The sequence below is a fragment of the Solibaculum intestinale genome, assembly GCF_040096205.1.
Taxonomy (GTDB): domain Bacteria; phylum Bacillota; class Clostridia; order Oscillospirales; family Acutalibacteraceae; genus Solibaculum_A; species Solibaculum_A intestinale.
In genome coordinates this window covers 29,996-49,045 of sequence record NZ_JBBMFD010000010.1, presented here as the reverse complement: position 1 = coordinate 49,045, position 19,050 = coordinate 29,996, and the positions used below count along the sequence as shown (strand labels likewise).

The following is a 19,050-nucleotide window of genomic DNA, read 5'->3' as shown; positions in this document are numbered from 1 at the left end:
GAGCCGTATATGAAGCTAACAAGCGCCGTCATCACCGGTGCCACCGGTATGATCGGGATCAACTTAATCAACCGCCTGCTGGAAGAGGGAGTACGGGTGCTGACCCTGGTACGGCCCCACTCCTCCAACGCCGCACGTCTTCCAAAGCAGGAAGGGCTGACCGTACTCGAATGCGGCTTATGTGACCTGCCGAAGGCCGCCGGCCGAATTTCCGGCCAATACGACGCCTTTTTTCACCTGGGCTGGGACGGCACCTTTGGGGACAGCCGCAACGATATGGCGCTGCAAACCCAGAACATCCGCTATACGCTGGACGCGGTAGACTTAGCAAAACAGCTCGGCTGCCAGGTGTTTGTAGGTGCCGGTTCCCAGGCGGAGTACGGCCGGGTGACGGGCTCTCTGTCCGCTCATACGCCGGCGTTTCCGGAAAACGGATACGGCATCGCCAAGCTCTGTGCTGGGCAGATGAGCCGCATTGCCTGTAGGCAGCAGGGAATTCGGCATGTCTGGGCCCGCATTTTAAGCGTGTATGGTACCTTTGAAGGGCCGAACACCATGGTGATGTCCAGCATTCGAACGCTCCTTAGGGGCGAACGTCCCTTATTTACGGGGAGCGAACAAATGTGGGATTATCTTTTTTCCGAAGACGCTGCCAACGGCCTGTATCTTATGGCGCAAAAGGGGCTTGACGGGGCTGTTTATTGCCTAGGCAGCGGACAGGCAAGGCCGCTGCGGGAATACATCGAGGCGCTGCGAGACGCGGTGGACCCGTCCCTCCCTGTGGGTATCGGGGCGCTCCCCTATGCGCAAAACCAGGTGATGTACCTGTGCGCCGACATTGCCAGCTTAACCAAAGACACCGGCTTCGTTCCACAGGTCTCCTTTGAAGAAGGAATCAAAAAGACGGTGGAATGGTGCAAAAAGGAGTGTGGAAGATGAGTAGGGAAAAAAACAATCTGCCGGTTTCCCCGGACGTGCAGAAAACGATTAGTATTTTAGTCCCCTGTTATAACGAAGAGGAAAATGTCGTTCCTCTCAGTGACGCCATCCGCAAGACCTTCCGGGAAGATCTGCCCGCCTACCGGTACGAGCTTATCTTTATCGACAATTGTTCCACCGACCATACCCAGGAAAAGCTGGCCGGCCTGTGTGCCGGCGACCCGGACATCAAAGCGATCTTCAATGTGAAAAATTTCGGGCAGTTCAATTCTCCCTATTACGGCATGCTCCAGACGACGGGGGACTGTACGGTGCTGCTGGCAGCGGATTTTCAGGACCCGGTGGAAATGATCCCGAAGTTCGTCAAAGAATGGGAAGCCGGGTATAAGATCGTCATTGGCATCAAAACCACAAGCAAGGAAAACAAGATCATGTATTTCCTGCGTTCGTGCTACTATAAGCTGATCAAGCGGCTTTCCAACGTGGAACAGATTGAGCATTTTACCGGCTTCGGTCTTTATGACAAAAGCTTTATCGAGGTGCTGCGGAATTTGGACGACCCGACTCCTTTCCTGCGCGGGATCGTAGCGGAGCTTGGATATAAGCGAAAGGAAATCCCTTACGAGCAGCCCCGCCGCCGGGCCGGAAAAACCAGCAACAACTTTTATAAGCTCTACGATGCCGCCATGCTCAGCATCACCTCTTATACCAAAGTGGTGCTGCGGCTGGCAACGATCATCGGTTTTATTTTCTCCGCCATCAGCTTTCTCATTGCGCTGGTCTATCTGATTTTGAAGCTGATTTTCTGGGATACCTTCCCGGCTGGAACCGCGCCCATCCTGATCGGGGTGTTTTTGATGGGCTCGGTGCAGATTTTCTTTATCGGATTTTTGGGCGAATACATCCTCAATATGAATACGCGGATCATGAAGCGGCCGTTGGTAATTGAGGAAAAGCGGTTAAATTTTGAGGAGACAACCAAGGAGGAAAGAGGGAATGACAAAACAACTGGCACTGAGAAATAGAGAGCCTATCGGAAAAGGTATTCTGACCGGTATCGGCCTGTTTCTTTTGTATTTTATTCTATGCTCCGCCTATCTCAACCAAGGGGTTTTCTGCGATGAGGTGGACAACATGCTCGGCGGCATGGTGGTCGCCGACGGCGGCGTCGTTTACCGGGACTTTTACTCGCAGCACACGCCTGTCATGTATTATCTATGTGCAATTTTCCGCCTACTGGGCGCATCCTCTATTTTTCAGTACCGGTTGTTCTTTTACTTGACGCTTTCGCTCATTTGGGTGCTCATGTACCTGCGCTATAAGAATTACGTCGGTAAATTCGCCATGGCGCTTTATCCCGTTGTTTATGCGGTTACCATGTGCAATTTCGATGGACTGGGACATATGGTTCTTTCGGAACAGATTCAGTCCCAGGCAATGGTTGTGCTGATGATCGAGCTTCTTTTGTTCTTTAAACATAAGGAACTGAAGCTTTCCAACTCCATTCTGATTTCGATTGCGATAGCCGCCGGCTTCGGCGTCGCCTTTATGGCGCTGCTTCCCATTGCGGCTGTTTTTGTGGGTGTGCTTTACATCGAAATCTCCGATTCCGTGATTGGCAAAATCGGCGTGGGAGCTACCATTGCACGGATTTGGAAGAAGTATTGGCGGGCCCTTCTTATTATTGCCGTTCCCTTTCTCGCGGCTTTCGTCTACTTCGCCGCATTCGGGCTGATTCGCAACGTTTATGACCAAGCTTATCTGCTCAATACCAAAGTTTATGCAACGTATACCGGCGGCTTCGGCGGAAATGTCCTCAATACCATTGTATCGCCGTTCCAAAATTATTTCTCCCAGTTGCTGTCCTCTTTGAATGCGCTCTTTACGAATCCCTTTGGTAATTTGCGCATTCTGCTCAACTACGTGGTAAACATCATTTTCGTCATCGGTCTATTCAAATGGCGCAAGTCCTACGGTGTAATCATGGCTGCCTTCATTATTTTGACGGGTGTAAGAGGGTTCACGGCCTTCCACTCCATTCCCTACTGGGCGGTCTGCATCATGATGGGTCTGATCATGGCCGCACGCTGGATCAAGGCACACCCGCAATGGAGGTCGTATTCGATCAAACAATCCGCCTGTATCTGCAGTGCCGTTTTCTTGATCGTGACACCGTATATGACCACGTTTACCAACATTTTGCCCACACGTGAAACCTTGGCTGCCGTTACACAGAACGTCCCGGCAACCAACAGCTACGAGGACTATATCCAAAGACTAACCGGTCCGGAAGACACGATCTACGCAAATACGTTAAATAATACCTTCTACATCAATGCAGACCGGTTCCCTGCCAGTCGTATGTACAATATGGTCCCCTGGTTCGCCGATCTGTTTGAAGACAAAGCGGTGGAGGATCTTTCCAACAATCAGCCAAAGGTGATTATCTATGATCCGAAGGGCACCGTGTGGGATTACGTATACGAAGAATTTGCCCCCAGTGTGGATCAATTTATCAAAGAAAACTACACAGTAATGGACATCTGCGGCCCTGATTTCTGGGTTCTCAACTCGTACTACGACGAAGCGAAAGAAATTTTAAGCAGACAATGAGAAAAGGCGGGAAGAGAAATTCTTCCCGCCTTTTTCGGCTTTCTTCTAATTGCCCTTCCATGGTGCATATATATCGGATAGTACCATCGAGTTTTACGAGGGAGGCTTTTTACATGAAGGGCGTTTTAGAAGAACGTGCAGTGGAACTGGGAGTGTATATCCTGGAAAATAAGGCGACCGTCCGCGCCGCCGCCAAGGAATTTGATATTTCAAAATCAACTGTACATATGGATGTACCGGACTGGAACGGTTTAAAGCCGCGAAAAGTCCCGGTCTCCTTTCAAAAGGCGGCGTGCCTGTTCCTTTCTCGGGAGCGGTACGCCGCCTTTTCTTCGGCCCTGTACCCCACTCCCTTTCGCTTTTCCCTTTTGCTTTGGGGAAGATTGTGCTATAATGAGAGCAAATGTCGCCCGGCCACAGCTGGGTCAAATTCGGAGGAGTGGATACAGATGAAAATGAGCCAGCTGCTCGGCATGCGTTTCAAGGAAACGCCGGCAGATTGTCAAACCGCCAACCACATTTTGATGATTCGGGGCGGGTATATCAAACAGGTTTCCAGCGGCGTGTTTTCCCTTTTTATGCCCATGCGGCGCGTCACCAAAAAGGTGGAAGCCATCATCCGAGACGAAATGGACAAGCTGGACGGGCAGGAGGTACTGTTCCCGGTAGTCATGCCCGCCACTTTATGGCAGGAGTCGGGACGGTATGACAGCATCGGCAGTGAAATGGCGCGGTTCACCGACCGCAGCGGCGCGAAAAACGTGCTGGGCATGACCCATGAGGAGGCGGCGGTCCATCTGGCTAGGGACGTGGCTACCAGCTATCAGAACTATCCATTCATGATCTATCAGATTCAGACGAAGTTTCGCGACGAGCCCCGCTGCCGGGGCGGTCTGGTGCGGGTGCGGGAATTCACCATGAAGGACGCCTACTCGTTCCACACCTCCCAGGAGGATCTGCAGGCATATTACGACAAGTGCCTGGACGCCTACAACCGTATCTTCGCTAGGGCGGGGGTGCCGGAGGTGGTGGCGGTCAAGTCGGACTCCGGCATGATGGGAGGCAGCGTATCCCACGAGTTTATGCTGCTGACCGCCATCGGGGAAGACAGCATCGTGCTGTGCGACGACTGCGGCTACCGGGCCAACATGGAAGCGGCGGAATGCATTGTGGAAAACGAGACGGTGGAGGAAGCGCCTCTAACCAAGTTCGAAACGCCGGGGGTCAAGACCATTGAGGATCTGTGTCAGTTCGCCCACATAAAGCCTACCCAGACGGCCAAAGCGGTGGTCTATCAAAAGAACCAGGACGACTCCTATGTGGTCATCTTCGTACGGGGCGATCTGGAGGTTAACGTGACCAAGCTGCGCAATTACCTGGGCTGCGAGGTCCATCCGGCGCAGGACATTCCTGCCGAATCCGGCCTGGTCCCCGGTTCCATCGGCGCCATCGGGCTGCCGGAGCACGTGACGGTGGTGGTAGACCGGTCTCTGGAAGGCTGCAACATGCTTTACTGCGGCGCCAATGAGGACGGCTACCATTACAGCGGCCTTTCCCTAAAACGAGACCTGAAGGACGTGACCTTCGTGGATGTGGCGAAGGCCTATACCGGCGGCATCTGCCCGGCCTGCGGCAAGCCGCACCTTACCATCAGCCGCGGCATCGAGGTGGGCAACATCTTTCAGCTGGGCACCAAGTACACCAAGGCGATGAATATGCAGTACCTGGACGAAAAGGGCGCCCTGAAGCATCCCATTATGGGCTGCTACGGCATCGGCGTGGGCCGTCTGGCCGCGTCCGTATGCGAGGCCCATCACGACGACTACGGCCCCATCTGGCCCATGTCTATCGCGCCTTGGCAGGTGGAGCTGTGCGCGCTTAACGCCTCCAAGGGCGACGTGCAGGCGGTGGCCGACGAGCTGTACCGGCAGCTGACGGCTGCCGGCGTGGAGGTTTTGTATGACGACCGGGCGGTAAGCGCCGGGTCCATGTTCTCGGATGCGGACCTTTTAGGCTGCCCTCTGCGCCTGGTGGTCAGCCCCAAGACCTGCGGACGAAACGCCGTGGAATTTGCCGACCGGACCAAAACCTTCCGTACCGACCTTGTGTACGGCGAGAACCGGGATTTTACCGAAGCGGTGGAAGCGGTCAAGGCCGAAATCGCCAAGCAGCTGGCGGCGCTGGGCTGCTAAGGTTTTGGGAACGCACAAAGAAAAAGCAAGGCTGTATTTTCACCGGCCTTGCTTTTTTCTTTTGCCGTAGCTTTACCTACCCATCTATTTCGATCTGATAGCAATCCTCTATCAAAATCATGTTGCCGTTATGCTCTTGACACATTCTCAGGTAACGTTCGTTCTCCTCAATCACAAAGTCCATGGTACACCATGTGTCATCTATGCGTTGCTCGATTTCATTCGCATACTTCTTTATGTCGGAAAAATGGGTTTGAATATAGTTTCGACTCATCACAAGACAATAACAGCGAATTTCATTGCGATACGCGTCGGAAAAATCCTCTTTCCAACGAAGCGGAATATAACAGCCCTCTACAATGAGATTTTGCCTATTCTCAATGGCCGTCTTTATTATTTCACGGACAATCGGCCACAAATAGTCTTCCAATTCCTTGTCATCATAAGGCGTTAAGGTTGTGTTCTTGCTTCGGATTAACCCCATTTTCAAAAGGTCGATGGACAAGTAGGGGTATCGGTACTTTTCTAGAAGCTTTTGCGCCAGCAGCGTTTTCCCCGTGTGAGAAGCCCCTGTGATCAATATAATCATTTTGCTCTCTCCCTTCGCATCCAAGTTCTCCCTTTTGTAGCATAAACAAAATATAGCATATATCCCCGCTAAATGCCACGATTGGACAGACACCGCCCGGCATTTGAGAGTGAGCGAAGTTTCTAGAGAAAAGGCGGCCTGGATGGTCCTTTTCGCAGATTTTTGCATACAATGGAGAAATACGCTCCGACCGGGTATAAGACCACTTCAAACATCCCATGCTCAAGGTGAGGTTTCTCCTTGCAGTTTGGGCGTATTTCCGTTAGAATAAAGAGGTTATCTGCCAAAGGAGGAATCGGATCTTGATTTACGAGAACATATTGCAGGCCATCGGCCGCACTCCCCTCATCCGGCTTCAAAAAATGACCGGGCCCCAGGACGCGCAGGTGCTGGTGAAATATGAGGCGGTCAACATCGGCGGTTCCATCAAGACCCGCACTGCCTATAACATGATTACCAAGGCCCGAGAGAAGGGTCTTATCGGGCCGGATACCATTCTGGTGGAGCCCACCAGCGGCAACCAAGGCATCGGCGTGGCCTTGGTGGGCGCAGTGCTGGGCTATGAGGTAAGGATTATCATGCCAGACTCGGTCAGTGAAGAACGGCGCAAGCTGGTAAGCCAATACGGCGCCACGGTTATCCTCATCCACGACGAAGGGGACATTGGCAAGTGCATCGAGGAATGCATGCAGACGGCCCTTCGCATGGCTAGGGAGGATGCGCGGGTGTTTATTCCCCAGCAGTTTACAAACCCAGACAATCCCCAGGTCCACCGGGAGCACACGGCGCTGGAAATCATCGAGGACGCCGGGGTCACCATTGACGGCTTCTGCTCCGGGGTGGGAACCGGCGGCACCATTACGGGCATCGGGGAAACGCTGAAGGCGAAATACCCGGGTATTGAAATTTGGGCGGTGGAGCCCCAAAACGCCGCCATCCTTTCCGGCGGCAGCATCGGGACCCACCTGCAAATGGGCATTGGGGACGGGTTGATCCCGGAGAACCTGAATACCTCCATTTACGATGAGGTATGCATCGTCACCGACGAGGAGGCACTGGGCGCGGCCAAGCGCCTGGCAAGCGAGGAAGGCATCCTCTGCGGCATCTCCAGCGGCTCGAACATCGCGGCGGCCCTAAAACTGGCGAAGAAGCTTGGGAAAGGGAAAACAGTGGTCACCATCCTGCCGGACACGGGAGAGCGGTATTTCAGTACCCCTTTGTTCTCCGACGGAATGACGTTTTTGACCGAAAGGACGTGACGAAATGAACTGGCTCAACAAGCTGGAACGAAAATGCGGGCGCATCGGCATTCCCTATCTGATGTACATTCTTTCCGCCCTGATGCTGGCGGTGTTTCTGGTGGAATTTGTCCGGCCCGATCTGGGAATCTCTTCGTATCTGTACCTGAACATGGACTTGGTGGCTCAGGGGCAGGTCTGGCGGCTTCTCTCCTTTCTGATTCTGCCGCCGAACAGCTCGCCTGTCTGGATCCTTTTCAGCCTTTATTTCTACTGCCTGATCGGCAACCTGCTGGAACGGGAATGGGGCACCTTTAAGTTTACGTTTTTCTATCTGGTGGGCGTCTTGGGTACCATCCTCGGCGCGCTGTTTACCGGCTCGGCCACCAATTCCTTTTTGAACCTTTCCTTGTTCCTTGCCTTTGCGGCGGTCTACCCGGACTTTCAGGTGATGCTGTTCTTCCTCATCCCTATCAAGGTCAAGTACCTGGCCATTCTGGACGCGGTCTACTTTGTGGTAGTCCTGATCCTGGGGACCTGGCCGCTCCGGGTATCCATCCTCATGTCCCTTTTGAACGTACTCTTGTTCTTCGGCGGAGACTTCTTCCGTACCGTCCGCCAGCAGATCAAGTACAGCAAAACCCGCCGGCAGTTTCGCAAAAATAATTTCCGCTAACAATAGATCTACACAAAATGCGCCCTCTGGATTGATCCAGAGGGCGCGTTTTTCCGCAGCCGCAGGCAAGGATTCCCCGTTACCGGGCGCGCTTTTTCAGGCGGGTCCAGAGAAAATCCTTAGCTTGCTTAAAGGTGGAAAGATTGATCAGAAAAATCGCCACGAAGATACCGGCAGACCAGAGAATACCGGTTTGGGCGGTCATCAGCCCCACCTGCAGCACCAGCAGGGCCTGGGATGGAATCATCCGTTTATAATCCACTTGAATACGGATGATTTTCTGGGAGGCAATCGAGCGCGCCAGCCACACCGCAAAGTGGCTCAGGCAGGTGGCAATCGCTGCCCCGTAGGGCCCAAAAAAGGGAATGAGCAGGAGGTTGAAGGCCACATTGACCCCGGCACCGGCGGCGGTGGTGACGAAGAGGGACTTGGTTCGTTTGGTGGCGGTATAGACCGAGCCCAGAAAGGAATTGAGAGAGCTGTAATAAAAGGCCAGGGCCAAGAGAGGAATCAAAGACCAGGCCTGGTAGTTTTCCCCCTGGAAAAAAAACATGGCCAAGTATTGACAGAGCGCCACCAAAAGAGAGGTGCTCAGAAGCATCACGTAACTGAAAATCCGGTGGATGCTGGAGAAGAACCGTTCTCCCTCCTCGGTTTGGTACTCCTTGATGGCGGAAATGCTCCAGGCCTGTTGGAAAATGGATGTGAGCGTGTTGAGAAGGGTGGGGATTTTGCTGGCCAAGGCATAAAGGCCAGTGGCCGCAAGCCCGGTGATGGCCGTCAGGCAGTACCGGTCCAGGCTGGAATTGATCCACCAGAAAAGATAGTTGGGGATGAGAGGGATGCTGTAGAGGATCATCCGCTTGAGAAGAACCCTGTCAAACCCCCGAAAGGTCAAATACCGGTACATGCGCCCAAAGAAAAAGTAAATCACACAGCCCACAAAGCTGCCGGCAATCATGGAAAACAGGTAGCCGTTCACCCCCATCCGGGGCGGGCCGGCAATGAGAAACACGTTGAGGCCCATGGTGACGGCGGAAGCGGCGATGGAGCTGATGGTAATGAGCTTGACCTGATCCACCGTACGGGCGAAATTGGCAAAGATGGAGTTGAGCGCGGAGACAATATAAAGCGCCAGGAAATGAAACTTATAATCGGCGAGAAACGATATCTGCCCGTAGACCGGCAGCAGCAAAGCAAGCAGCACACAGCCGGCCACCGTGACCTCCATCCCCAGGGAAAAGACCTTCTTTTTGTCTTCGCACTGGTCCATGGCGAAACGCAGCACCCCGTCGTGTATGCTCAGGGTCAGAATGGGGATCAGCAATATCACCGTGGTATGGATGATGTCGATGCTGCCGAACTGCTCGTCCACCAAAAAGGTGGTATACAGGGGCAGCAGCAGGGCGGACAAAATCTTCGTCGCGAAGCTGCTCAGGGTAAACAGGCCGATATTCTTAACCAGGTATTGATACTTACTGCGTCCCACACGTCCGCCTCTTTCCCTTATTTATTCAACCGCTTCGCCGGGCAGCCCACATAGGTTCCCGGCTGCTTAAGATCCGTTATCACTACGGCTCCCGCGCCGATCACGCAGTCGGGTGCGATACAGACGTTGTTGCGCACACAGGCGCCGATGCCCACATGGGTCCCTGCGCCCACCGTAACCGTGCCGCCCAGCGCGCAGCCCGGCGAAAGATGGGCAAAATCCCCGACGACGTTGTCGTGTTCCACGATGGCGCCGGTGTTGACGATGGCGTGAGCGCCCACCGCCGCGCCGGGGTTGACGACGGCGTTTGCCATCACCACCGTGCCCGGGCCCAGCATCGCATCCCGGGCCACCACGGCCTTGGGATGCACGGCGGTAATCCAGCGAAGGGGATAGCGCGCGGCGAGCTCCCGGCGGACCCGATTGCTGCCGATGCCGATGACAAAAGCGTGCTCCGGATAACGCAAACAATCCGCAATGGGTCCAAGCACCGGTTTCCCGAAGACGTCGGGCCCCGCCGGATGGTCGTCCAGAAACCCGGCGACAGCGTATCCGGCCAGCTCCACAAGGTCGGCCACTACTTTTGCATGGCCGCCGGCACCGAGAATAAGAACCTGGTTCATCCAATCATCCGCCTTCCGTCTCATAAGATGTCATAAACTTTATTGTACGGCAAAGAAAGGCCCTTCGTCAATGGGAACTCGCTTCTTTGGAAAAACAGCAGAGAATCCCAGTCCAAATGTGCCAAGCGGACAGGCGTATTTTTCTCCCGATAACTGGTTTCCAGAGAGGCGTTTTTGCATGTTGTTCGCCTAAGTTTGCTCATGGCGCTGCATATTTTGCAGGCTTGTCCGAATAGATATGGGGCAAAGGAGGGGAGCACCTATGAAAAACCAGCCCCTGTCCATTCATTTTGAGAATCCGAACACAGAAAAGGACACCGTGCGGTTTCTCATCCACCTTTGCGCGAAGCTGGCCCAAAACCGGGAAAACGGCCGGCCCCCTCAAGGCGGCGGGCCGGCCGGTACCCAGTAGGGCGGACGAAAGTCCGCCTTATTCTTTTCTCCAAGTGGTGAGATTGACGATTTTCGCATAGCTTTGGATGATCTTGATCACCTTTACCGACACGTTCGTGTCCGCGTAGTCCTCCGCCAAAACCGTCTCCTCCCCGTTTTCAAACATGGAAACCGCCAGGTTCATGGCCTGCTCCACATCCTCCCCCTGGATGCCTCCAACCACAATGGTGCCCTTGTCGAGCACCTCCGGACGTTCGGTGGAGGTACGGATGAGCACGGCGGGGAAATGCAGCAGGGCGCTTTCCTCGCTGAGGGTCCCGCTGTCGGACAGCACGCAGTAGGCGTTCTGCTGGAGCTTGTTGTAATCCAAAAAGCCGAAGGGCTGCATGCTCTGCACCAGGGGATGGAACCGAAAGCCCCGCTTTTCAATGATGTTGCGGCTGCGGGGATGGGTGGAATAGATGACCGGCATCTGATACGTTTGGGCAATGTGGTTGATGGAGGTCATCAGGCTGATGAAATGCGCTTCGTTGTCGATGTTCTCCTCCCGGTGGGCAGAAAGAAGAAGATAGCCTTTGGGGGTAAGCCCCAGCCGGTCGAGCACATCGCTCTGCGCGATCTTCGCCGCATGGTCCCGCAGCACCTCGCTCATAGGGCTGCCGGTGACAAAGATGGTTTTGCCGTCCACCCCTTCGTTTAGAAGATAGCGGCGGCTGTGTTCGGTATAAGGAAGGTTGATGTCGGAAATGTGGTCGACGATGGTGCGGTTGACCATTTCAGGCACATTCCAGTCCCAGCAGCGGTTGCCCGCCTCCATGTGAAAAATCGGGATTTTCAACCGCTTGGCGCTGATGGCGGATAGGGCGGAATTGGTATCCCCCAGCACCAGCAGCGCGTCCGGCTGTTCTTTTTTGAGCACGTCATAGGACTTGGCGATGATGTTTCCCATGGTCTCGCCCAGGTCCTTGCCCACGCTGTCTAGATAATAGTCCGGCTTGCGCAGCCCCAAATCCTGAAAGAAAATCTCGTTGAGGGTGTAGTCCCAGTTCTGCCCGGTATGCACCATAATATGGTCAAAGTACCGGTCGGCGCATTTGAGCACCGCGCTCAGCCGGATGATTTCCGGCCGGGTCCCCATGATGGTCATCAGCTTCAATTTGGACATGCCCTATACCTCCAGAAAATACGTATCCGGCTTCTCCGGATCGAAGCATTCGTTGCACCACATGAAGGTGACCAGGTCGGTGTCCCCCACGTTAACGATGCTGTGGGTGTAGCCGGTGGGGATGTCCACCACCTCGATTTTGTCCCCCGACACCCGGTATTCCACAATCTCCTCGCTGCCGACTTTCCGAAACCGGATCAGGCCTTCCCCTTTGACCACTACAAACTTCTCGTTCTTCGTATGGTGCCAGTGGTTGCCCTTGGTGATGCCGGGCTTGGAGATATTCACGGAAAACTGGCCCCGGTCGGGCGTGCGCAGGATTTCGGTAAAAGAGCCCCGGTCGTCCACGTTCATCTTGAGCGGATAGCTAAACTGATCTTCGGGCAGATAGCTTAAGTAGGTGGAATACAGCTTCTTTTCAAATGGGTTTTCCATATTGGGGACGCTTTTGGTCTTCCGGCTTTCCCTAAAGGAATGAAGCAGGTCCACAATCTCCCCTAGCTTCACGGAATGCTCCACCGGCACCTTGCAGAAATCCCCGTCCCGGGTTTCTTTTCCCTCCAAGGCGTGGATGAGCTCCGAAACCACGTCGTCGATATAAACCAGGGTCATCTGGACGGCGGGGTCGTTGACGGTGATGGGCAGGCCGCGGGCAATGTTGTGGCAGAAGGTGGCCACGGCGCTGTTGTAATTGGGGCGGCACCATTTGCCGAACACGTTTGGAAACCGGTACACCAGCGGTTTTGCGCCGGTTTCCCTTCCATAGGCGAACAGCAAGTCCTCCCCGGCCTTCTTCGAATGGCCGTAGGGATTGTCAAGCGCAGCCTGGGTAGAGGAGGCAAGCATCACCGGACAGGCGTTTTTGTGGCGCTTGAGCGTGTCGAGCAGGGCGGAGGTAAATCCGAAATTCCCCTGCATGAACTCGCTTTGCTCCTTGGGACGGTTGACGCCGGCCAGGTGAAAGACAAAATCGCAGTCCGCGCAGAACCCGTCTAACAGCTGCGGATCGGTGTCCATGTCGTATGCATAGAGGGTGAGGGAGGAAAGGCTGCTTTGCCTGCTCTTCCCGCTCTGGATGTTTTCGAGCTCAGCAATCAGGTTTTTCCCAATAAAGCCTTTTGCGCCCGTAATCAATACCTTCATCTTATCTTCGTTCCTCTCTTCCTTGCCGGGACGGTACCACTTGCACTCAGCAGCCGGTTACCGCGCTTCCCATTCCGCCAGCTCTCTCTGGATATAGCTCAGACTTAGCAGCTTCTCCTTAATCTGCTCCACATTCAGCTGGTTGGTATTGCTGGAGGTGTATTCCTCATACTTCATACCGCTTCCGTGGATGCCCTCGTTGAAATATTTGTCGTAGTTGAGATCCCGCTTGTCTGCCGGCACCTTGAAGAAATCCCCCAGGTCCACGGCGTTGGCGCACTCTTCTTTGGTCAGAAGCGCTTCGTACATCTTTTCGCCGTGGCGGATGCCGATGACCTTAATCTCATTGTCGGCATGGAACAGTTCCTTGACCGCCTGGGCCAGGTCCCCGATGGTGCAGGCCGGGGCCTTTTGCACCATAATATCCCCGCTGTTGGCATGCTCGAAGGCATACAAAACCAGCTCCACCGCTTCCTCCAGACTCATGATGTAGCGGGTCATGGCCGGATCGGTAACCGTGAGAGGCAGGCCCTTTTTGATTTGCTCGATGAAAAGGGGAATGACCGAGCCCCGCGAGCACATGACGTTTCCGTATCGGGTTCCGCAGATCAGGGTCTTTTCCTGAGGAATGGTTCTGGACTTGGCAATGTACACCTTTTCCATCATCGCCTTGGAGGTTCCCATGGCGTTGACCGGATAGGCGGCCTTGTCGGTGGAGAGACAGATAACCTTGCGCACCCCCGCCTCAATGGCGGCGGTCAGCACGTTCTCAGTGCCGAACACATTGGTTTTCACCGCTTCAATGGGGAAGAACTCGCAGGAAGGTACCTGCTTGAGAGCGGCGGCGTGGAAAATGAAATCCACCCCGTGCATGGCGTTTTTCACACTTTGGATGTCACGCACGTCGCCGATATAAAACTTGATTTTGTCGGAATACTGGGGATACCTGGACTGGTAGGTATGACGCATATCATCCTGCTTCTTCTCGTCCCGGGAAAAAATGCGGATTTCTCCAATGTCGGTGGTCAAGAACCGATTGAGCACCGCATTGCCGAAGGAACCGGTGCCGCCCGTAATCAGCAGGGTGCGGTCTTTAAATATGGAATTTTGATTCATAAAGCCCTCCTTGTTTTTCAAAAGACGCAAATGCGTCCGGTCTTTTTATGTTGTCGGCGGCTTCTTCGCCCGATCTAAAACAAGACGAAGCGTCCGTTTTTTATCCTCGTCTGACGAGCAGCTTGAGCCGTGTAAACAGGTTCTTTAAATCCTTACGGTTGAAAATCACGGCGCTGAGAAGGACGATGGCGGCGGAAACCGCCAGCACAATGAGCGCGCTCAGCGCCCATTCCAGATATCCGTTGTTGGGCAGGGGAACAAACCAGAAGATCGCATATACAACCCCCACCTGCACCATTACCCGGATGACGTGAAGAATCGTTTCCTTCATTCCGATCCCTTCAAATTTTCTGGAGATAAAGATAATATAGTCAATCAGACGGAACAGATTTGCAGAAATGGCCGCCAGCAGAATTCCGTGAAGTCCCAGAAAAGGCGCCAGAAGAATACCGCCGAATACCAAAATCCCCGCCTGAATGCTGTTTTGAATGCGGGTCTCCCGGTACATGCCCGCCGCGATGGTCATCATGCCCTGGGGCGTCTGAACGGCGTGCAGCAACCCGTTGATAAAGAAAAGCAGCGCGAGTGTTGGGACAATATACAGCTGAGAATCGGAGAGATTTGCCACATAATTGCGCATAAACGGCATATACATCACGCCCGTTACGGCGTACAGCACGGTGAGAATCGAGTAAAACGCAAACAAAAGCTGGCTGTAAACCTTTTTAAGCTGCTCCCGGTTGCCCATGACGATGATTTCCCCGAACGCGGCGCTGAGACCGGACAAAAAGATGGCGACCACATTATTGATGCCGTAGATCACCAGATTGTAAACCGAGTAGATACTCACCTGGACCATATTGGTAAACACGGTCGCCAGAATGATCGGGGCGCCTGATTCCAGATTCCAGAGAATCTGCATGTAAAGCGCGTCCCACCGCTTGTCCAGCGCCCGCATATTGGGTTTTTCCTTAAAGTTGACGTATTTGTATCGCTTGCGCATGTACCCAGCCAGAATTGCCGACCGCACGAATACCGACAGGGTGGCAATTACCTTCAGCCAGACGATGTTCAGGTGCAAAACTGCGCATAGCACGATCAGTACCATATTGAGAACCACACCCACCATGGTGCAGATGGAGAGGATGTATTGCTTTTGATCGGCGGTGAACAGCACCCGGTATTTTGCCATGGTAAAAAACTCCATAGCGCCGGATACGCCCATCACCAGGATGAGGAAGAATATTTCCTGTATGGACAGCCCTTGTACCGTCACTATGCTCGCGTAAATGGCGGCGAGTACCAGAGTCAGGCCGGTGAACACGTATCCAAGCCTGGTATAGGTCCGCTTTGCCGCCGACACGACGCCGTTGATGCCCTTCACGTCGTGCTCCGCCAGAGGCTTGTACAGGGAATAGACGGCGGCGCCGGAAAGGCCCGCCTCAATCAGGGATATGTATGAAATAAACTGTGTGATGGAGGCCACCAAGCCATTGATTTCCGAACCGTAAAACTGCAGCATGACCCTCGGTGTGATAAGCCCGACGATCATGACCACCACCTGCTGTATGGCGCTGAAAGTGGCGTTTAATGCGAATTTTTTCGTTCTGTTCATCGCCGCACCCGCGCTCCTCTAGCGCGCCCAAATTCATTTCTCATTCTCTCATGCTTCCTTTTCATATGCCTTGCACACCGTTTCTCGTTTCTGATAATAGATGGTGTGATCCGGGATGTTGCCCATGACCACCGAGCCGGCGGCAATGACGCAGTCGCGTCCAATCCGGCATCCTCGGAGGATGACGCAGTTGGCACCGATCCAGGTGTTTGCACCAATTGTGACCTTACTGCAAACCACGTGTCCCGCTTGCGGGTTGCGGTAATCATGGTCGTGGTCCACAATGACCGTGTTATTCCCAATCGTGACGCGGTCCTCAATCACGATTTCTTCCATCGCCGTCACCGCGCAGTTGTTGTTGAAATAGACATTGTTCCCAATGGTACAAGTTCCGCTCCCGGCAACTACGATCACCGTATTTGACCGGGAAAAGATGGCTCGGCCCAGCATCAGCCGGCCGTTTTTATGAATTTCGATGGAAGAACGCTTCCCGAAATTCTGAATCAGGCTGCCCGACAGCCGCTTTCCATACCGGATCTTCCATCCAGTCATCCGGATGGTGTTTCTAATCAGACTGATTCGGCTCAAGGCCGTCACTCCCTTCCTCTTCCTCGCCGCGCAGACGGCTTCGGTCTCTTCTGCTCATCAGATTCTTAAACAGATAGAACACAACGCAAAGATAGAGCACCCGCTTGCCAGCCTGGACAATGTCCAGAAAATCCCCTCTTACATATAGAAGGACGCCGTAAGAAAGATACAGCAGCATGCCGGATAAGAAAGGATGATCCCCCCGGGCGCCATTTTCCAGTGCCTGCGAAATTTTTGCTACCCCCAGCCCAAACAAGGCGGCCAGTACCAGGGAAGCCCATCCAAAATTGATATAAAGCTCCGCGAAAACCGAACCGCCCAGCGCTCCTACCGCCGGCGCATAAGGATTCAGCAGTACCCCCACAGACATGAACTGCTTGATTCCTCCAAACAAAGCACTGGAGAAGGGGACCAGGACCGCCAGGGCTCCCAAAAACGATTTTCCTCCCAGAAAACCAAAGGAGTCCACATACTGAAAGGACAAAATAGGCGTAACCAACGTGGAGCCGAACTCGGACAAAAATTGGGTCACCGGATTGTTGGTACTCAAATATTCCCAGAAACCCAGTTCACTGGCTTTCCCGCGGATAAAGGCGATAAAGGGCATCAAAACCACCACACCGATGCAGATGGCTCCAACCGAAAGCCAGTTCTTCCTGGTATAGGGCTTAATGAACCAATGCTTTGCGTAAATGTACAAAATGGCGGTAATGAGCATATTGCCCCGGTTGCCGACCAGCAACATCAGCACAAGCGCGCGAAGCAGCGCATAGTAATAAACCCCTTTCCAGGGGCGGTTCTGGCTTTTTGCCGTCACCAGCATGCAGAGAACTGCCGCGGAAAAGTAAGCTTCCAGATCGCCGAAGATGCCGGTATTGGTCGTATACTTGGCCAGATATCCCACCTGCGATGCAGAGGTGATCATCTGCATGTCATAGATCAAAACCGGAATGAAGAGGACTACGAACAGCACCAGGCCGAATTGGTAGACCATCCGCCCTTTCTGGTCGTTCAGGCCCTGGGCCTCCTTTTTGGCGGCCGCAGGGGGCGGGGTTTTCCTCCTGCGCGGCAGCAGCAGCATTCCGGACAGGTTCATCACATTGAACGCCACCAGGCAGAACAGAAGCGTCCTTTGCAGATCGTAGTTGCTGTAAAGGTCCATGAGGTCGTAGGCGATGGAGGTGTCCACACGGGCGCCGAACACATACAGCACCAGCTGCCCGAAATGGAACAGCGCCAGAAACAGCAGAAAGCAGAAATAAAGGGTGAAAACCCGTCTTTGCCGGAGCACCACCAGGAGAAGCGATACCGCTACGTTGCCCAAAATCAGCGCAACAACCCCGTCGAAGGATTTCCCTGTATCAAAAAGCACATACACGGAAAGCAAGGTGACAATCAATTGAAAGAACAGAGGAAAATCCAGGACAAGCTTACTGCGTTTTGGCACGTCGTTTCCCTGCCTCCTTTGTGCTACCGGCGCAAATTCGCGTCCGGCCCAATGATCTCATAAAAACGTTCGATTTCTTCGGTGTTGGAATAATCCTGATTTCGTACCTTTTCCTGCATCCCCGCCAGGTCAATTTTCTCTTCCACGAGCGCCTTGAGGGTATAGTAAGGAGCGTCGTCGCTGTTCTCCATAATCACCCCGTCCACCCCGTGACGAACCTGATCTTTGGCGGAAGAATAATTGCTGACTACCGGCACAAGGCCCAGCATCTGCGCCTCGGTGACGGCCATAGGCTTTCCTTCATACCGGGACGGGAGAAAAAAGACGTCCATGTATTTTTCGATATGGTAGGGATTGATCTGCTGGCCCAAAGGAATAATCTCCTTTTCCAGGCCATAGTCCCGGATCATGTCTTTGAGTCTCGGCAGGTCCGGGCCGTCCCCGATGACAAACCAGCGAAGGCCCGTAAGCCGGCCTTCCTTCTTGAGGCGTCCAAAGGCGTTCACTCCCCGGTCAAGCCCTTTGGACACGAAGGCTACCCGGCAGACGGTGACCAAGTTGCACGCTTTTGGTTCCAAGGAGAGCGGCTCCTCCAACGGACGGTCCGCCATGTCCCGAATGGTCTTCTGATTTAAGATATTTTCTATACAGACCGCTTTCTGGCGAAATTCCGGGTAAAGGCTTACAAAGTTCTGCAAGCAAGGATCGGAAACAAGAACCACCTGGTCCAAAAGGGAAAAGACGGACTGGCTGAGTTCTTTCTTCAGCCCGGCCTCCTTGATGTCAATGTGAATCCAGCCGATTTTCCGCTTCGCCCTGACCCGGCGGCAAAGGTACTCGGTGGGCCAGAATTCCAGAAAGCTGATTCCCACGTCGTATTCCTTGCGGGGCCGCCCGCAGGCAAGCGCCTCGTATTTGGACATGATTTGGGCGTTTATGAGCTTATTCTTGTATCTACGGCTCAACCGCCTTGCCTTCTGAAGATGAACCCAGAAGGAAGGATTGCAGAGCTTCACAAGGGGGCGGGTGGTTTCCTTCGCCTGGGGCAGCACATTGACGTTGGGATTGATAAAGGACTGCAGGTCGCCGCCGTTGTCATAAAGCAGCAAGTCCACCCGGTATTTGCTGTAATCAATGCCGTTTAAAAGCGAAAGCAGGCTGGTGGTACTGCCTCCCACCACCATCTTGGAATAGACGATCAAAATGTCTTTCATTGCGGTTTCC

General features: G+C 53.8%; 17 protein-coding genes. 7 read left to right on the top strand and 10 right to left on the bottom strand.

Annotation, left to right across the window (positions count from 1 at the left end; translation table 11 throughout):
• Positions 1–9 precede the first annotated feature (9 nt).
• The 4 genes from WMO26_RS07375 (at position 10) to WMO26_RS07360 (ending at position 5,744) form a co-directional block, all read left to right on the top strand.
• Positions 10–939, top strand: coding sequence for an NAD-dependent epimerase/dehydratase family protein (locus tag WMO26_RS07375; protein WP_349219323.1), 930 nt, complete (start codon positions 10–12; stop codon positions 937–939).
• Positions 936–1,964: a glycosyltransferase gene (locus WMO26_RS07370; RefSeq protein ID WP_349219321.1), complete on the top strand. Its 1,029-nt coding sequence runs from the start codon at positions 936–938 to the stop codon at positions 1,962–1,964. The genes WMO26_RS07375 and WMO26_RS07370 overlap by 4 nt, the downstream gene beginning before the upstream one ends.
• Positions 1,936–3,552: a glycosyltransferase family protein gene (locus WMO26_RS07365; protein ID WP_349219320.1), complete on the top strand. Its 1,617-nt coding sequence runs from the start codon at positions 1,936–1,938 to the stop codon at positions 3,550–3,552. The genes WMO26_RS07370 and WMO26_RS07365 overlap by 29 nt, the downstream gene beginning before the upstream one ends.
• Positions 3,553–3,665: 113 nt before the next feature.
• Positions 3,666–5,744: a proline--tRNA ligase gene (locus WMO26_RS07360; protein ID WP_349219318.1), complete on the top strand. Its 2,079-nt coding sequence runs from the start codon at positions 3,666–3,668 to the stop codon at positions 5,742–5,744.
• A 76-nt stretch (positions 5,745–5,820) separates the two neighbouring features.
• Here the strand turns inward: WMO26_RS07360 and WMO26_RS07355 are convergent, their stop codons facing one another.
• Positions 5,821–6,333 (bottom strand): adenylate kinase, encoded by a 513-nt coding sequence (locus WMO26_RS07355; protein WP_349219316.1) that lies wholly within the window; start codon positions 6,331–6,333, stop codon positions 5,821–5,823.
• A 302-nt stretch (positions 6,334–6,635) separates the two neighbouring features.
• Here WMO26_RS07355 and cysK point away from each other — a divergent pair, with 302 nt between their 5' ends.
• A complete protein-coding gene (gene cysK, locus WMO26_RS07350; protein WP_349219315.1) occupies positions 6,636–7,592 on the top strand; it encodes a cysteine synthase A in 957 nt (318 codons plus the stop codon).
• 4 nt (positions 7,593–7,596) lie between these two features.
• Positions 7,597–8,247: a rhomboid family intramembrane serine protease gene (locus WMO26_RS07345; protein ID WP_349219313.1), complete on the top strand. Its 651-nt coding sequence runs from the start codon at positions 7,597–7,599 to the stop codon at positions 8,245–8,247.
• Between the two features lie 79 nt (positions 8,248–8,326).
• On the opposite strand, the gene WMO26_RS07340 is transcribed toward WMO26_RS07345, so the two are convergent.
• Complete coding sequence (locus WMO26_RS07340) at positions 8,327–9,736, bottom strand: oligosaccharide flippase family protein (protein ID WP_349219311.1); 1,410 nt, start codon at positions 9,734–9,736, stop codon at positions 8,327–8,329.
• A gap of 17 nt (positions 9,737–9,753) precedes the next feature.
• Positions 9,754–10,359: an acetyltransferase gene (locus WMO26_RS07335; protein ID WP_349219309.1), complete on the bottom strand. Its 606-nt coding sequence runs from the start codon at positions 10,357–10,359 to the stop codon at positions 9,754–9,756.
• A gap of 262 nt (positions 10,360–10,621) precedes the next feature.
• Here WMO26_RS07335 and WMO26_RS07330 point away from each other — a divergent pair, with 262 nt between their 5' ends.
• Complete coding sequence (locus WMO26_RS07330; RefSeq protein WP_349219307.1) at positions 10,622–10,771, top strand: hypothetical protein; 150 nt, start codon at positions 10,622–10,624, stop codon at positions 10,769–10,771.
• A gap of 18 nt (positions 10,772–10,789) precedes the next feature.
• On the opposite strand, the gene wecB is transcribed toward WMO26_RS07330, so the two are convergent.
• The 7 genes from wecB to WMO26_RS07295 form a co-directional block, all read right to left on the bottom strand.
• Entirely contained in the window at positions 10,790–11,917 is a 1,128-nt protein-coding gene (wecB, locus tag WMO26_RS07325; protein ID WP_349219306.1) for a non-hydrolyzing UDP-N-acetylglucosamine 2-epimerase, read from the bottom strand.
• A 3-nt stretch (positions 11,918–11,920) separates the two neighbouring features.
• Positions 11,921–13,060: a capsular polysaccharide biosynthesis protein CapF gene (locus tag WMO26_RS07320; RefSeq protein ID WP_349219304.1), complete on the bottom strand. Its 1,140-nt coding sequence runs from the start codon at positions 13,058–13,060 to the stop codon at positions 11,921–11,923.
• 57 nt (positions 13,061–13,117) lie between these two features.
• A complete protein-coding gene (locus WMO26_RS07315) occupies positions 13,118–14,161 on the bottom strand; it encodes a polysaccharide biosynthesis protein (RefSeq protein ID WP_349219363.1) in 1,044 nt (347 codons plus the stop codon).
• Positions 14,162–14,276: 115 nt separating this feature from the next.
• The gene (locus tag WMO26_RS07310) at positions 14,277–15,791 is read right to left on the bottom strand and encodes a lipopolysaccharide biosynthesis protein (protein WP_349219302.1); all 1,515 of its coding nucleotides are present in this window, start codon (positions 15,789–15,791) and stop codon (positions 14,277–14,279) included.
• A 48-nt stretch (positions 15,792–15,839) separates the two neighbouring features.
• Entirely contained in the window at positions 15,840–16,379 is a 540-nt protein-coding gene (locus WMO26_RS07305) for an acyltransferase (protein ID WP_349219301.1), read from the bottom strand.
• Complete coding sequence (wzy, locus tag WMO26_RS07300) at positions 16,357–17,826, bottom strand: O-antigen polysaccharide polymerase Wzy (protein ID WP_349219299.1); 1,470 nt, start codon at positions 17,824–17,826, stop codon at positions 16,357–16,359. The genes WMO26_RS07305 and wzy overlap by 23 nt, the downstream gene beginning before the upstream one ends.
• Positions 17,827–17,849: 23 nt before the next feature.
• Positions 17,850–19,040: a glycosyltransferase gene (locus tag WMO26_RS07295; protein ID WP_349219297.1), complete on the bottom strand. Its 1,191-nt coding sequence runs from the start codon at positions 19,038–19,040 to the stop codon at positions 17,850–17,852.
• Between the last annotated feature and the right edge of the window lie 10 nt (positions 19,041–19,050).